This is a genomic window from Skermanella aerolata KACC 11604 (assembly GCF_000936425.1).
Lineage (GTDB): Bacteria > Pseudomonadota > Alphaproteobacteria > Azospirillales > Azospirillaceae > Skermanella > Skermanella aerolata.
Map to the genome: position 1 here is coordinate 1 of NZ_AVFK01000074.1, position 15,668 is coordinate 15,668.

Annotated in this window: 13 protein-coding genes; 5 read left to right on the forward strand and 8 right to left on the reverse strand. The window is 65.5% G+C overall.

From position 1 onward, the window contains the following. From N826_RS36240 to N826_RS40990, 4 genes are all read right to left on the reverse strand, one after another. The coding region (locus N826_RS36240; protein WP_044437215.1) for a hypothetical protein at nt 1-184 on the reverse strand (184 nt) is incomplete at its 3' end. Between the two features lie 250 nt (nt 185-434). After that, nucleotides 435-1,649, reverse strand: a complete 1,215-nt coding sequence (locus N826_RS36245) for an ATP-binding response regulator (RefSeq protein ID WP_147041262.1) — start codon at nt 1,647-1,649, stop codon at nt 435-437. An 11-nt stretch (nt 1,650-1,660) separates the two neighbouring features. Then, nucleotides 1,661-2,446: a response regulator gene (locus tag N826_RS36250; RefSeq protein WP_052832709.1), complete on the reverse strand. Its 786-nt coding sequence runs from the start codon at nt 2,444-2,446 to the stop codon at nt 1,661-1,663. Further along, on the reverse strand, nt 2,443-4,059 hold the full coding sequence (locus N826_RS40990) for a sensor histidine kinase (RefSeq protein ID WP_052832711.1): 1,617 nt from the start codon (nt 4,057-4,059) through the stop codon (nt 2,443-2,445). Before N826_RS40990 ends, N826_RS36250 begins: the two co-directional genes overlap by 4 nt. 309 nt (nt 4,060-4,368) lie before the next feature. Here N826_RS40990 and N826_RS36260 point away from each other — a divergent pair, with 309 nt between their 5' ends. Continuing rightward, nucleotides 4,369-5,298 carry a hypothetical protein gene (locus N826_RS36260; protein ID WP_052832713.1) on the forward strand — a complete coding sequence of 310 codons (930 nt, stop codon included), beginning with the start codon at nt 4,369-4,371 and terminating at the stop codon, nt 5,296-5,298. 144 nt (nt 5,299-5,442) lie between these two features. Then, nucleotides 5,443-5,580, forward strand: a complete 138-nt coding sequence (locus N826_RS43875; RefSeq protein WP_157599414.1) for a hypothetical protein — start codon at nt 5,443-5,445, stop codon at nt 5,578-5,580. Between the two features lie 206 nt (nt 5,581-5,786). Here N826_RS43875 and N826_RS40995 read toward each other — a convergent pair whose 3' ends face one another. The 4 genes from N826_RS40995 to N826_RS36280 form a co-directional block, all read right to left on the reverse strand. Continuing rightward, a complete protein-coding gene (locus N826_RS40995; protein ID WP_147041261.1) occupies nt 5,787-8,009 on the reverse strand; it encodes an ATP-binding protein in 2,223 nt (740 codons plus the stop codon). Nucleotides 8,010-8,057: 48 nt separating this feature from the next. Next, nucleotides 8,058-8,573 carry a putative pterin-binding protein gene (locus N826_RS36270; RefSeq protein WP_211099481.1) on the reverse strand — a complete coding sequence of 172 codons (516 nt, stop codon included), beginning with the start codon at nt 8,571-8,573 and terminating at the stop codon, nt 8,058-8,060. Nucleotides 8,574-8,853: 280 nt separating this feature from the next. Further along, on the reverse strand, nt 8,854-10,017 hold the full coding sequence (locus N826_RS41000; RefSeq protein ID WP_052832717.1) for a sensor histidine kinase: 1,164 nt from the start codon (nt 10,015-10,017) through the stop codon (nt 8,854-8,856). A gap of 1 nt (nt 10,018) precedes the next feature. Further along, nucleotides 10,019-11,335, reverse strand: a complete 1,317-nt coding sequence (locus N826_RS36280) for a pentapeptide repeat-containing protein (RefSeq protein ID WP_169789487.1) — start codon at nt 11,333-11,335, stop codon at nt 10,019-10,021. A gap of 512 nt (nt 11,336-11,847) precedes the next feature. On the opposite strand from N826_RS36280, the gene N826_RS36285 reads away from it, so the two are divergent. The 3 genes from N826_RS36285 to N826_RS36295 form a co-directional block, all read left to right on the forward strand. Continuing rightward, on the forward strand, nt 11,848-13,533 hold the full coding sequence (locus tag N826_RS36285; RefSeq protein ID WP_044437219.1) for a methyl-accepting chemotaxis protein: 1,686 nt from the start codon (nt 11,848-11,850) through the stop codon (nt 13,531-13,533). 81 nt (nt 13,534-13,614) lie between these two features. Further along, the gene (locus N826_RS36290) at nt 13,615-13,926 is read left to right on the forward strand and encodes a hypothetical protein (protein ID WP_044437220.1); all 312 of its coding nucleotides are present in this window, start codon (nt 13,615-13,617) and stop codon (nt 13,924-13,926) included. 124 nt (nt 13,927-14,050) lie between these two features. Continuing rightward, nucleotides 14,051-15,668: sensor domain-containing phosphodiesterase (locus tag N826_RS36295; protein WP_044437222.1), on the forward strand; the 1,618-nt coding region annotated here is incomplete at its 3' end.

Consider the following 15,668-nt stretch of genomic DNA (forward strand, 5'->3'; position numbering starts at 1 on the left):
CCGCCTTGGCGTCGCTGTAGGGATTGGCCGCCGGGAACGGGATCTCGTTTGGCCGCCGGTACTGCGCCTTGAGATCCGCCAGATCATCCGCCGCGGCGGGCGCCGTACTGGCCACGAACACGCCGCCGGCGAGCAGCGCCGCGGCCAGTGCCGGGCACCACGACGGCCTGTCAGAAATACCCATGTCTGCTTTCCCTGATCATGCCTCGGAACATTTTGCCCCTTCTGGAAGGACTAATTCGATCCGATGAGTTCTCAATGAAGTAAAAATACTAGACAAATATAAACGAATGGTTAAAATCAGCATATAATAAAGATGTAGACCATTTTTGAAATATTATTTTGAGCACAGGGTCACGAAACACTAATCTTCTAGGTTTTTATTTGTGGATCCATTTATTTTATATCGCAACGTTTTAATAGTTAACTGATTTTTAACCATAACCTGGTGAAAATCTTTGTGCAGTTGCACCTGTGGTCTGGCTCACCTCCTGTGACTTCACGCGGCATGCCGGAAGCCTCGCGATCACCAGTGTGCCGACACCTTCGGTGCTGCTCAGCTGCAGCGTGCCGCCATGCAGTTCCATCATCATCCTGGCGATCGGCAGTCCCAGGCCGGTTCCCTCATACTGGCGGCCGGCCGTGCTCTGGACCTGACCAAATGGTTCAAGTGCTTTTTCCAGATCCCTGCCGGCAATGCCGATCCCGGTGTCAGCCACGGTGACGCTCAGACAACCGGTTTCCTCCAGCGCCACCGAGACCGTCACGCAGCCGGTCCGCGGTGTGAACTTCACCGCGTTCGACACCAGATTCAGCACAACCTGCTTCAGCAGGCGCTCGTCGGCATGGACCACCAGGGGGAAGCTGGGCAGGCATAGTCTCAGCGTCAGCCCAGCGTGCTCGGCCCGGTGCCGGATCAGGCGCTCGACAGAGCGCACGAGGCTGGATGGATCCAGCGCCTCCTCATGCAGCTCGAGCCGACCCGCCTCGGCTTTGGACAGGTCGAGGATGTCGTTGATGATGCCGAGCAGATGAACGCCGCTGCCGTGAATGTCCTCGAGGTAGTCGTGGTACCTGACGTTGCCAATCGGCCCGAAGGCGCCGCTCAGAATCAGCTCGGAAAAGCCGATGATCGCGTTCAGCGGTGTTCGCAGCTCGTGGCTCATCATTGCCAGGAACTCGGATTTGGCCCGGTTGGCCGCCTCGGCGACCTGCTTGGCCCTGAGCAGGGAGTCGTCGGCTGCCTGCTTGTCCTCAAGCAAACGCCGCCACTCCAGAGCGCGGGCGAGAACGGCCAGCAGCTCCGCCGGCTCGCATCCCTTGTCGATGTAGTCGTAGGCACCCTGGCGCAGCGCCGCGATGGCCGAGCGGGTCGCCACATGGGCCGTCATCATGATGCAGGCCAGATCAGGCGACACCCGTTTGACCGCCGTGAGGACATCAAAACCGGAGTCCATGCCGAGCCTGATGTCGATCAGAGCCACTCTTGGGGAATCGAGCTGTAGTGCCCGAAGCGCGGCGTCCGCGCTGTCGACGACCGATGGCGTGTACCCGTAGAGCCTGAGAAGATCAACCAATGACGCGGAAAAGGTCCCGTCATCATCGACGATGAGAATGTTCGTACCGATGCTGATTTCAGGGTGGCTCACTCTGTGCGACCTCACTGATGACCGCGCAATCCCGGCCGGATAAGGGCTGTCGGCACAATCCCATCCCTTCGATCCCGATGCGGCATCAGCTCGTCCAGCAGGCGGAGCAGTGCCGCGGGGTTGAAAGGCTTGCCGAGAACCCGGTCCGCCAGAGTTCCCAGACGTTGTGCCTCCTCACCGCCGGTAAGTCCCGTAACCATGATCGTCGGGATCTGCAGCCCGCTGTCGCTGAGACGCAGGTAAACCTCGAGGCCGGAAAGAAGCGGCATACAGGCATCCAGGATCAGGCAGTCGATGGGTGTCGACGAAGCCCTGTGAAGAGCCTCTTGGCCATCGGAAGCGCTGTGGACACGGTAGCCCGCGCTCCGAAGGACCGGTACAAGGCTCTCAACGAACTCCGGCTCGTCATCGGCGACCAGGACTAGCCCACGCGGTTGCGCCTTCTCGACAGCGTCCAGCAGGCCGGCGGCATCGAAGGGCTTGTGCAGAACGGCGAGCACGCCCTCGTCAACCGCCTGTCTCACGAGTTGCTCGACCGAGTACCCGGTCATCATGACGACGCGGACATCGGGCCGCAGCGCCTGACAGGCGACAAAGGTCTCGAGGCCGTTCATGCCGGGCAGCTTCACATCCAGCAGGATGAGGTCGAACTCGGTTTGCTGGAACCTGGCAACGGCCTCCTCGCCGCTGAAGGCGAGCTCGACGTCGTAGCCGCGCAGCGTCAGCAGGTCGGCGACGCTCTCGGCATGATCACGGTCGTCGTCGACGACAAACACCCTGGGAGCCGCCATGGTCATGCTACCGCCACCTCCTGAAGTACCGGCAGCGTGACCGTGACTTGGGTTCCCTCCCCCGGTGCACTCGCGATTGTGATCGATCCGCCATGCCGCTCGACAATCCGTTTGACAGTCGGCAGGCCAAGGCCCGTGCCGAAACTCCTGGTGCTGAACAGCGGCTCGAACACCCTGGGCAGAATGTCAGCACCGATACCGGATCCGCCATCCTCGATGACGATGTCAAGCGATCCGCCACGCAGCCGGGTGCGAACCAGAATTGGGGGTGCCGACTCCGGCTCGCCGGGGGGCGACGTGATTGCCTGTGCGGCGTTCTCCAGAAGATTGATGATGACCTGGCGCATCTGGTCCGGATCGAAGTCGACGACGACATCCGCTTCCGCCAGTTCCGCCCGCAGCGTCACGCCGTCGGGCAGGCACTGCTCGGCCAGAACCTCGTCAAGCCAGGCGCCGACCAGGCGCGGCTCTGGCCGTGGCTCGCCGGATCGCGAGAAATCGAGCAGATCGGAGATGATCCGGTTGCAGCGCTCGATGCTCCGGTCGATCCGTGCAATCGGACGATCGAGGCTGAAACCCTGCCGATTCGCTGTTTCGCGCACCACGAACACGGTGTTCCTGATGGCGCTCAGGGGGTTGCGCAGTTCGTGGGCCACGGTCGCGGTCAGCTGGCCCAGAACCGCCAGTCGCTCCGCCCGCAGCAACTCCTCCTGCGTGTCGCGCAGCTCAGCGGTGCGCTGGTCGACCCTTGTTTCCAAAGCGAGGTTGAGCTGGTGCAGCGACGCTTGCGCCTGTTCGCGCTCCGCCGTGCTGTGCCGGAGAGCGGCCGTCATGGTGTTGAAAGCGCTGACCAGCTGTCCGACCTCGCCCCGGGCGGCAGGAAGATCAGGCCCGGTGAAGCGTCCCCGCGTAATCTCGTCGGCGGCCCCGGCCAGGTGGGACAGCGGGATTGCGATTGAGCGGGACACCAGGCAGCTGGCAACCATCGCCGCCGTGAGTACAAGCAGCGCTGTCAGGCCCAGCACCCGCTGGCCGGCCAGGATGGCGGCATGAACATTCTCCTCACGCCTGAGAAGCTCGACCTCTTCAGCCGCGATCGCGTCGCGGAGCAGGTCGAGCAGATGCTCCTCGTCCGCTTCCAACCGCGCTTTCGCTTCAAGAAGGGCCTCAGGAGGCGCACCGGCGACGAGCAGGCTGCGAATGTCGGCACTGGTGCTCAGCAGCGCCCGGCTTCCAGTCCAGAGCCGGGCGCGCAGCTCATTTTCTTCCTGAAGTGACGCTTTCATAAGCTCAGAGTAGTGCTGGAAGCCGTCCCTGTAGCTCTCTTCCGCCTGTCCGATCAGATCCTCTTCATGGTCCTCCTGCTTATCGGTATCGCTGTATTCCCGGGCGGACCGGCGCAGCGCGGCAACGAAGCCGAACTCACTGGTTGAGGACACGATCCGAAGCGCTGAGAAACGTAGTTCCTCAAGGGCGCGGACAACTGGAAGGGTTTCACGGACAACGCGGGAGTATTCCACCTCGGTGGTCCGCATTCCCTGATAGCCCTGCCAGGCAACGACGCCGCCGAACCCGGCGATCAGGGCGTTTGTCAGGAGGAATTTGTGAGCAAGCCGCACAAGCCATCTTCCGTGTTGATACGATCAAGTCGCCCGGAGGGGCTTCACGCCCTCAACCACAGGAAGGAAAGAGGACATGACGCCACGCCAGTGGAACAGCCAATCTTTTCATTGAATACTTTAAAAACTGTTCACGCGCCGGAATGCTGCAATGCGGACTGTACCGCTCGCCAGGGGCAATGACCTTGCCCCCGTGCAGCGCCTCCCATAGAGAACATCAGGAACCGTGGGGCATTGGGTAGTCTGGTCCGGCAGAGGCAGGTAGGCTGATGGGCTTCTCCACCAGACTGAGTTCGTGGACCATCCAGCATGCCGTCGACCCTGCGTGTTCAGCTTCAGCTTCGCATTGTCAGCGATGATGACACCGTGATTCGGGATGAGGTGATCCTGCAGCTCGACAAGAGCGATGACCGGCTTGAGGCGGTTGGCCTGTGCCTGAAGGACTCCGAGGATCTGCTCGGGCGGCTCCAGCACGCCGTGGTCGAGGCCCAGGCGGCGGCCTACGTCAGCCGGCATCGCCGCTGCTCCGCCTGCGGCCGCTGTTTGCGTGGCAAGGGACAGTACCCGATCGTCTTCCGCACCGCGTTCGGCCATGTTCCGCTCGCAAGCCCGCGCTTTTACCGCTGCCGGTGCCACCCGGCGGACAGCAGGACCTTCAGCCCGCTGGCCAAGCTGTTCACCGAACACACCGCGCCGGAGCTGCTGTATCTGGAGAGCCGCTGGGCATCCCTGATCTCTTTTGGTATGACCGCCGCCTTGCTCAGGGACGTCCTGCCGGTCGCCGGCACGACCAACCCTGAAACCGTCCGCCAACATCTGCACACGGTTGCCACCCGGCAGAACGCCGATCTCGGCACCGGCGAGTTGGGCTTGAGCGAGGACGGCCCCGCCGCTGACCAGCCATCGCCGTTTGCGCGGGAAGCGGTCATTGTCGGGATCGACGATGGCTACCTCTGGAACTGGCACGATAAACAGAAGAAGTTCGAGGTCATCGTCGGCAAGTCGATGGCCGAGGATCGCGACGACCGCTACTTCGGCCTGGTCCGCAGCCAGGATGCTGCACCGAAGCGCCGGTTCTGCGAGGTGCTTCGGCGCCAGGGGCTACCAACGGATCAGCCGGTCACGGTGCTGACCGACGGTGGTGACAGCGTTCGCGCTCTCGTGGGGGACATGCCGGCCGGCAGCGAGCATCAGCTGGACTGGTTCCACGTTGCCATGCGGATGACCGTGCTTGGCTAGTACGCCAAGGGCCTGGCGCACTACAATCCCCTTGAAGCAACCGCCCTGCAGAATAGGCTGGAGTGAATCCAGTGGCGGCCGTGGCACGGCGACGCCGGTGAGGCCCTGAACCGCGCCTGTGAACTGGCAGAGGATGTCGCTGCCTTGGCCAGCGGCTATCCCGGCTTGGCGCGGCTGGTCAAGGCGACGGCCGGGTTGGTCACCTACATCGGGAACAATTCCGCCGCGATCGCGGACTACGCGGAGCGCTGGGATCATAGCGAGATCATCTCGACCGCCTGAGCGATATCCGACCGCGACCGATGGGTCATCCAGATGTTGGCAGAGGCATTCCCGGTGTCGCCCGTCAGGCCGCTGTGCCGTCGGCACCGGCTCAGGTCCTGGCGACATCCGGCCGCCGATCCGACCTGTCAGATCGTCGCAGAACGCCAGCTTGCGCAATGAACCCGTGTTGATGGGAGATCATAAAGGTAAGGCAGGCGCCACGATCATCGATCCATCACGATCAGGGCTGACGCATCCGCCTCCTGTGTAAGCTCAACCGGCGCCAGTGCCGGCAGGATCCGGCGGACATCGCTCAGGGCTGCATCGATCAGATCGACCAGATGCTCCGGCCATGATCCGGCACCCTGTCCGAGCGTCGTGCGCAGCTGGTCGCAGGCCGCCACCAGGGCCGGCAGCCCCAGGGTGCCGGCGGCGCCCGACAGGCTGTGCAGCTCGGCTTCCAGGCGGCCGCCATGGCCCTCCGCCACGCAGACGCGGATGGCGGCGACCCGGGCCGCCGAGTTCGACAGGAAGGTTTCGAACAGGGGTCCGGCGTCCGGCCCCATCGTTTCCAGCAGGTCGTCCAGCGTGGTCCGGTCGATGACCGGCACGCCCGCCTGCGGCCCGGCCGGGGCGGTCTGCCGGCTCCATCTCCGTACCGTTTCGGTCAGGCGCTGGCGGCTGACCGGTTTCGGCATGTAGTCGCTCATGCCCGCCTCGAGGCAGCGGGCCTCGTCGCCCCGCATGGCATGGGCGGTCAGCGCGATGACCGGCACCGAGGCCTGGGGACTGCTCAGCCGCCGGATCCGGCGGGCCGCCTCGAAGCCGTCCATCTCCGGCATCTCGACGTCCATCAGCACGAGGTCGTAGGCGCCCCGCCCCACGGCATCCACCGCTCCGGCGCCGTCGCCGACGACATCGACGACGTGCCCGTCCCGCCGCAGCATGCCGGCGGCGACCTGCTGATTGACCGGGTTGTCATCGGCTACCAGGATGCGCAGTCCGCTGACCGCCGGTTCCTGCGGAATTGCCGCCATCCCACTGCGACCCGCGCCGGTACCGGGCACAGCGGTGGGACTGCCCGCCCACGCGGCGCGGACCGGCACGGTGAACCAGAAGGTGCTGCCCTGGCCGGCCACGCTGTCCACACCGATCCGGCCGCCCATCATCTCGACCAGCCGCCGGCTGATCGCCAGACCGAGGCCGGTGCCGCCCGACTGGCCGCGAGCCTGTCCATCCACCTGGCTGAACATCTGGAACAGGCTGGCCTGCCCCTCGGCCGAGATGCCCACCCCGGTATCGCGCACGGCGAAGCGCAGACTGCCCGGGACATCGACATCGACGCGGACCGCCACACTTCCCGCGCCGGTGAACTTGAGCGCGTTGCCGATCAGGTTGACCAGGATCTGGCGGAGCCTTCCAGGGTCGCCGCGCATCGTCAGGCGGGCGGTTGGGTCGATCGCCACCGCCAGGTCGACGCCCTTCTCCCGCGCCTTCGGGACGAACAGCTCGGCGACATCGCGGACCAGCGGTTCCACCTCGAGATCGGCATCGTCCAGTTCGAACCGGCCGGCCTCCATCTTGGAGAAGTCCAGAATGTCGTTGAGGACCGTCAGCAGGGCTTCGGCCGATGTTTGGATGACCTGACCGTAGCGGCGCTGCTCGGCGGTCAGCGACGTGCCGAGCAGCAGGTCGGTCATGCCGATCACCCCGTTCATCGGCGTCCGGATCTCGTGGCTCATGGTGGCAAGGAAGACCGACTTGGCGCGGTTGGCCGTCTCCGCCGCCGACAACGCCTGCTCCAGTTCGCCGGCCAGCGCAGACTGGCGGATGCGGGCGCGCCGCAGGTCGCGGAGCTGGCCGACCTGCAGGACGATCAGACCGGTCATGCTGGCGGCCAGGGCAACAACACAGATCGCCAGCACCAGCGACAGCGAGCGGGTGCGCTCGCGCTCGCCGACCAGCTCGACCCACCGGCGGGCATTGATCCGGACCAGCTGGCTCTCGGTCAGGCCGCGGATCTGCCGCACCGACGACTGGAATGCCGCCAGGTCGAGGGTCGCCGGATCGAGGCTGTCGCCGGTGGGCACCAGCCGCTCGATCCGGTCGACGATCCCGGCCGCGCTCCGGGCATCCTCCGGAACGATGGCGATGATCGCGGCGAGCTGGCCTCCCCTGAGCAGGGCGGTGCGGCTGTAGAGCAGGTCGTAGCGCAGCGAGACCGCCGCCGCCTTTTCAGGAGTCGGTCCGGCGCCATAGTCGGACAGTGCGGCGTCGAGCTTGATGGTTTCCCGATCCAGCTGATAGGCCGCCCACACCGCATCCTCACGGACACTGCCGGCAACCTCGGCCTGCTGGTCGAGGAGCAGCGTCAGCAGAACAATACAGGAAGTCAGCAGCAGTCCGCTCAGGCCGAGCAGAGCCTTCGCGCGCAGGGAACGCACCACGGTTTTCAACCTCTTGATAACAAGCTCCAGGACGGGGCGGGCGAACCGCTACCGGACCTCGATGCTTCTGACCTGCCACACCGACCGGCTGAAATAGACCTCGTTGTAAAGATCCGGATTGGTGTCGAAGGGATACATGACGAAGATCGGCCCCTGATTGCGTATCGGCAGGTAGGCGTCATTCTTCCTCAGCGCCAGGATGACATCGAACCTGACGAAATCGTCGGCCGGTACATCCGCCGAGTAATCGTTCAGGGCCGTGATCTTCAGCGTGGACCCGCGCGCCCCGACAGCGTCCAGCACGGCGCGGGTCAAGGGGCCCTGGAAAGTGTTGACGCCTTCGGCCCAGGGCGTACTCACCCGTGCTGTCCGGCCGGGCAGCGCCTCCAGCATGGCCAGATCGAATTCGGCGGTGTCACCGGCATTGGTCCTGGCGATCTGGCCGCTGACAGTCAGCACGACCGGACCCGTGGGCCTGGGCAGGCCGCCGGCGCCGGCCACGGCGGGCACCAGTGCTGTGATCCAGACGGCCAGGAAAATCCCGGCAGAGTGTAACTTGAACAAGGGTACCCTCATGAAAATCATGGTCGAAGCTGATCGATCTTTTGATTGTGTCTGACGTGTCGGAGCTTTGCCGTCAGTATGAAACTACACTGTTTACAAACCGTGACCCTGTGTCCTGGGCCGGCGCTGCCGAGGTGCCAGGGCCGCAACGAGGGAACAGATTTCCCCGTCCGATGGCCGTGCCGCATGGGATGACGCCGTGCTTCGGCCAAGCCACTGGCGCGGCTTATCCTGAGCGCCGCTGGGACCGACAGCAATTGCCCTGTTCCCTCCCTGACCTTCAGCCAAAACGATCGCTCGCTTCGGGCGGCTCGATCCGCGGATCCGGCAGCCAGCTCAGAACCCGCTCCGGCCCTTCGTGCGGTGCGGTCCGCCCGGCAGCGACGGTCAGGGCCAGCTCGGACACCATGTTCGGCAGGGTGACCGTCACGGCGGTACCCTTGCCGACGTCGCTGGTAAGCTGCAGACGGCCGCCGTGCAGCTCGACCAGGGCTTTGGTCAGCGCCAGTCCCAACCCGGTGCCGCCGGCCCGGCGCGTCAGTGCGTCATCGACTTGCCGGAACGGTTCGAACACCAGCGCCAGGTGCTCGGGAGCGATGCCGATGCCGTTGTCCCGGATCGTGATGGTGATCTCGCCCGCGGCCTCCTCGCGCGCCGTAACGCGGACCATCCCGCCCTGGAGAGTGAACTTGACGGCGTTGGAGAGCAGGTTGAACAGTATCTGTTTCACGCGCACCTCGTCGGCCATGATGTGGAGGGATTGACCCTCTGCGACCTCGACCATGAGTTCGACCCCGGCATCCCTGGCGCGGGTCCGCATGATCCGGCAACAGCCGGCGATCAGGTGGGAGACGTCAATCATGCTCTCCTGCAGAGCCATTTTGCCGGCGTCGATCCTGCTCATGTCGAGGATATCGTTGATCATCGACAGCAGGTGCTGCCCGCTTTCCCGGATATCGTGGACGTACTCCTGATTGCGGACACCGCCAACCGAGCCGAACAGTTCCAGTTCGAGAACTTCCGAGAATCCGATGATGGCGTTGAGCGGGGTGCGCAGCTCGTGGCTCATGCCGGCTACGAACATAGCGCGGGCGTGATTGGCGGCGATCGCTTCGTCGCGGGCGGCCCGGAGATCGTCACCCGTCCGATTCCAACCCTCCTGCGCCCGCCGCAGGTCCTCCCGGGCCGCCATCGCCGCGGCCCAGGCTTCCGCGCTGGCGGCCGCCAGCGCGCTGTTACGGGCTCTGAGATCGCGGCTGTGGAGAAATAGTCCGAGAACAGCCCCGGCGAACAGGATGGTCAGACCCGGGATCAGACCGGGGGGCGCCGTGCTGCCGGGATCGAGGATCGCCGGAACGATCAGTGCGAAAGCCGCCATGCCGACGAGGCGCCGCACGGTGGCGCGGGAGCGCAACGGCCACAGGCGGGTCACTGTGATGGGCATGTCAGGGAACCACCTGGGCCGGCGTGCCAGTATATGTGGATTGGGGAGTCGGCCGCGGCAGCACGCAGCCCTCCAGCCCGGCGCCCTCGAGATCGCATCCCTCGAGGTTGGCCTCGGACAGATCGGCGCCGGTCAGGCTGGCCTGGCGGAGCCGCGCGCCGCGCAGGTCGGTGCCGATCAGCCTGGCTCCCTCGAGCCTGACCGGCCACTGGCGATCCGGCCGATGAGCGCTGACCAGCGGTCCGAGATTGGCGCCGCGCAGGTCGGCACCCGACAGGCACGCGCGCGTCAGATTGATGCCGCGCAGGTCTGCATACGTCATGCCGGCGCCGCGCAGATCGGCGAAGCTCAGATCGGCCATGGCCAGGATGGCCTTGTGCATCCGGGCGTGCACCAGGCGGCACCGGACCGCCAGCAACGCGGTCAGATCCAGAGCCCGGAGATCGGCATCGCTCAGGTCGCGGTCGGAAACATCGGCGCGTGCACCCCGGCGACCGGCGCTGTCGAGCCACAGCCTGTGGCTCTGGACCAGCAGGGGCAGTGCATCGGGCGGTGTTGGCTGGATTGTCCGGGCGCCCCGGCGCGCGATCCTGTCCGTTACTCCGGGATCCAGGATGGCGCCCTGGAAGTCGGCGGCGTCCAGCCGCGCGCCGTCCAGAACGCTGCCGGTCAGCAGCGCTCCGGTAAAGCAGGCGCCGGCCAGGTTGGCTTGGGACAGGTCGGCGCGATCGAGATTGGCACCCGTGAAGTTGGTGTGGCGCAGGTCCGCGCCACGCAGGTTGACGCCGCACAGCACGGCGTCGCTGAAGTCGGCCTGAACCACATAAGCCTGGCCGACCCTGGCGTTGGACAGATCGATGCCCCGGGCATCGGCTGAGGAAAAGTCGGGGCGGACTTCGCGCAGCTCCGGATCGCCGGAACGGCGGCGGTCATAGCGGGTCAGGATAGCCTCCCGGATATCGGCCTCGATCAGGCGGGTTCCTCTCAGACTGGCGCCGCGGAAACAGACGCCGCGCAGGTCGGCGCGTGACAGGTCGGCATGATCGAGGTTGGCCAGCCGCAGGTCGGCGCCGTACAGAGCGGCCCGGCGCAGAACGGCCCCGGGCAGCAGGGTACGGTGCATCACCGCCCCCGTCAGGTCGGCCTCGCTGAGGTTGCGGCCGGACAGATCGTGATCGGACAGGTCATGAAAGGACAGCAGGGCCCGGCGCCCGCCTGGCTGGCTGGTGGCGAAGCGCTGATGGTCCGACAGGACCTGCTGGAGCGTCGGGCGATCCAGGGTGGGACGCTGATCGTCCCCAATAGGGGACAGGCTCATGGCCATGGCTTAACCGTCATTGTGATCGTGCCGCCCGGTCCCTGGATCGCGGGGCGGCAACCTCGAACCGCCCGGGGCGCTGAGGCCGGGCGGCATTCACTGAACCGTTACACGTGGCTGACTGGTCCACAGCCGCTCCTCTCCTGTAGGGCCCCCCGGGCCGTCGTCGTCCATCCAGTAGCGCGGATTGCTGGAGATGAAGTTAACCGATCCGATGAAACTATCGAAATAGGTATTATTCCTGATGGGACGCTCCGGGTTGTCCGACGTGCCTTGTCGCAATGCCGTCCCGCTCGGCCGAAGTGTGCGGGAAACCGGTCTTATCCTGGCGGTTCGGGCATGCCGACGTCCGGGGGCAGACACCGCAGTAACCCGACGGTGTGCCTGATCCAGCCGGATGGCGCGCGAATCGGCCTCGGAAGCAAACCGTATTTTAATAAATAGACACCAGATTTGCGGTTTCTTACTTCAACTTTCCTCAAGTGAGCCGCTCGGGTGGCTCGGAGCACGGTATGGTTTTCCTGAACAACATTCGCATTCAAACCAAGATCCTGCTGGCGCTGGCCGTTCTCGGAGTGCTCGCCATCGCCATGACTGGTATGTCGCTGATCCGGATGGGCGAAGCGGATGCCCGCTACTCGGCTCTGCTGGAGGGAGAAGCGGCCGCCGTGAAATGGCTGGCGCGCGCCAATACGACCCTGGTCGACGTCGGCCGCGTTCTCAACCTGCTGATCGCCGAACCCGACGCGTCGAGAATGCGCAAACTGTCCACGGACATTGACAAGCTGGTCATCCAGTACGGCGAACGGGCCGAAAACGTCGTAAAAGCTTCTCCCTCCGCAGCGGAGAGGATCAGGAGCCTGACGCGCGATTTCGATGCCCTGATGCCGATCCGGTCGGAGATCGAAAAGGCGTCGCTGGTGAGCGACAATGACACCGCCCTGCGCCTGCTGGCCGAGCGCTTCAACCCCGCTTTCGATGAGCTTCGCTCGAGCCTGCGGAGTTTGGTCGACGAGCTGGATACGCGAATGAAAGCGGCATCGGATGAGGCGACAAACGCCTTTCTATCGACCCGGCTGTGGATCCTCATCATCGGTGTCACCGGGTTGGCCGTGTGCGTCGGCCTGGCATTGGTGATTGTCCGTGGCGGGATCACCGCGCCTATCAACGCGCTGGTCACCGTCATGCGTGACCTGGCCGGCGGCAACCTCGGTATCAGCGTCGTCGGCACCGAGCGGCGTGATGAACTGGGCTCGATGGCACAGGCGGTCCAGGTGTTCAAGGACAGCGCGCTTGAGCGGGTTCGTCTGGAGGCGGCGCAGACAGCGGAGCGTCAAGCCAAGGAAGCGCGGGCGGTTGAGGTCGAGCGGCTGATCGGCGGCTTCGAGGGCGGCGTCGGCGAGATCCTGCGCACGGTCGCCTCGGCTGCTACCGAGCTGGACAGCACGGCCCAGAGCATGGCGGCGATCGCCGAGGAAACCTCGCGCCAGGCGACAGCGGCAGCGGCGGCGGCCGAGCAGACCTCGAGCAACGTCTCGACCGTGGCGGCGGCGTCGGAGGAGATGACCAGCTCGCTGCGCGAGATCTCGCGCCAGGTGACGCGCTCGACCGGCATCGCCGGTCAGGCGGTCGAGCAGGCCGGGCGGACCAACGGCACGGTCAGGGGACTGGCCGAGGCGGCCGGCAGGATTGGCGAGGTGGTCGGGCTGATCCAGTCAATCGCCAGCCAGACCAACCTGCTGGCGCTCAACGCCACGATCGAGGCGGCCCGGGCCGGCGAGGCCGGCAAGGGCTTTGCCGTGGTGGCGAGCGAGGTCAAGAACCTGGCGACCCAGACGGCCAGGGCGACCGAGGAGATCTCGGCTCAGATCTCCGCCATGCAGGCTGTCACCAGCGGGGCGGTCACCGACATCCAGGGCATCGGCGGCACAATCGGCGAGATGAACGAGATCACCACCACGATCGCCGCTGCGGTCGAGGAGCAGAGTGCCGCCACCGCTGAGATCTCGCGCAGCGTCGGCCAGGCAGCGGCCGGCACGTCCGAGGTTTCGGGCAACGTTGTCCAAGTCACCGAGGCGGCTGCCCAGACCGGTGCGGCGGCCACCCAGGTGCTGGGCGCATCGGGCGAGCTGGCCCGCCAGGCCGAGCGCCTCAAGGCCGAGGTCGAGCGCTTCCTGTCCGGCATCCGCGCCGCCTGAGGTGCAGGAGGGCCGGCTGCCTGAGCGCAGCCGGCCCTCCTATGCACTGCTTCATTCTGATTTGGAAGAGGTGTCCCAATCATGCACCCACAGCTCGCGGCCCGCCGCCTGGATGTGCTGCACACTCAGCTGGAAAGCCAACGGTTGGACCTGCTCAGTTGCCTCAATACCCTTGATGGCCAGCTGTACCAGCTCCGTCAGACCCTTGGCAGCGAAGAATACTCAAGGATCATGTCCTTGATCAACCGCATGCGCGGTGAAGCGGACGCGCTCGGTGCAGGTAGCCAGATTTCTGCTCTGGCTTTGCAGGAATTGGGTAAGCAGCTCTGCCGCGTCACACTGGCGCTCGCGAAAGCTAATCCGCCCCAGGAAGAAAGCGCTGCGATATCGTAATCTTAGCAATGCGCTGGGTACGCTGCAGGGGTTTCTGTCAGCGGAGTGCGGCTTTAACTCTGCTCCTCTGTTCTGACCAGCCGGTGCAACCCTGTCACAGGAGCGCAACCGGCCCCTGCCGGTTGTGATCAAGATCCAAGCCATGCCCCGCCAGCTTCACCGTTTCGTCTCCTTCGCCTTCGCCGTCGCCGATCTGCTGATCGAAGTCGATGAGAAGGGGACTATCTGCTTCGTCCTGGGCGCCGCCTCGGGTCTGACGCATCAAGGCGACGAGGCCTGGCTTGGCAAGCCCTGGCTGGAACTCTTTCATCCCGATGACCGCGCGCTCGTCCAGGCCACGGCCGCATCCCTGACCGCCGGAGCCCGCTGCGGCACCCTGCCGGTGCGGCTGGCGGGGAGCGGTTCGGCCGATGAAGGGCGCCAGGCCCTGCTGAACGCCTGCCGGCTGCCGGGCAACGGCAACCGGCTGTCGTGCGCTCTGTCCGCTGCTTCCCCCACCGGTTCTGACAACCCGACGGCCAAGCCTCGTGACCCCGAGAGCGGCCTGCTCGATCCGGCGAGCTTCGCAACCGCGGCCGCCGGGATCGGTGCGGCCGCCCGCGAGGCGGGCCGTGACCTCGGGCTGATGTTTCTGGACCTGCCGGAACTGGCCGGGCTGGCGGCCAACCGGCCCGCGACCTGCGCTGATCTGGTGCACCGTATCGGCACCCTGCTGCGCGCCGGTGCAATCGACGGCGACGCCGCCGGGCGGCTGACAGCCACGCGCTTCGCCGTTGTTCACGACACCGACGCCAGCGAACTGGGCCACCGTCTCCAGGACGTCGCCGCCGCGGGTGTGCGGGTCGGCGTCCGGCTGAGCATGACCGGGCACCGAATGGAGCTCGACGCCCGGGATCTCGGTCACGACGAACTCCTGCAGGCGGTGCGCTTCACGGTCAACCGCTTCGCCGCCGGCTCGGCCATGCCCGGGTCAATCGGCGCGGCGTTCGAGCAGATGGTCGGTGACACCCTGCAGCAGATGAGCGCATTCGCCTCGGCGGTCGATGGCGAGGACTTCGAGCTCGCCTTTCAGCCGATCGTCGATCTCGCCACCGGGGAGCTCGACCACTTCGAGGTGCTATCCCGCTTTTCCGGCGAGGTCAGCCCCTTCGAGAAGATCCGCTTCGCCGAGGAAATCGGCATCATCGAGCGGCTGGACATCGCAGTCTGTACTCGGGCTCTCTCCTTGCTGCGCTCGCCGCCTCCGGGAGCGGCCCGACCGCTCAGGCTGGCGATCAACCTGTCCGGCCGATCGATCGCCAACCCGGCATTCATCCGGCTGCTGCTTGCCCTGCTGGATCAGCACCGCGACCTTGCTGGACAGCTGTCGCTCGAGATCACGGAAAGCGTCCAGTTGACCGATTTGGCCCAGGCCGACCGGGTCATCCAGGAGTGCCGCCAGCGCGGCTTCGCGGTCTGCCTCGACGATTTCGGTGCCGGTGCCGCCTCGTTCCCGTACCTGCAATCCCTGATCATCGACGGCGTCAAGATCGACGGCGCCTACATCCGGAAGATTGGCCAGTCTCCCCGCGATGATGCCCTGCTGCGCGGCCTGGTTCGGCTGTGCATTGATCTCGGGGTGGACACTACCGCGGAGATGATCGAGACCGCCGCGCAGGCCGAGTTCCTGCGCGGCATCGGTGTGCGCCATGGTCAGGGCTGGCTGTTCGGCAAGGCCGCTCCGGCCCCGACCTGGCAGGCGA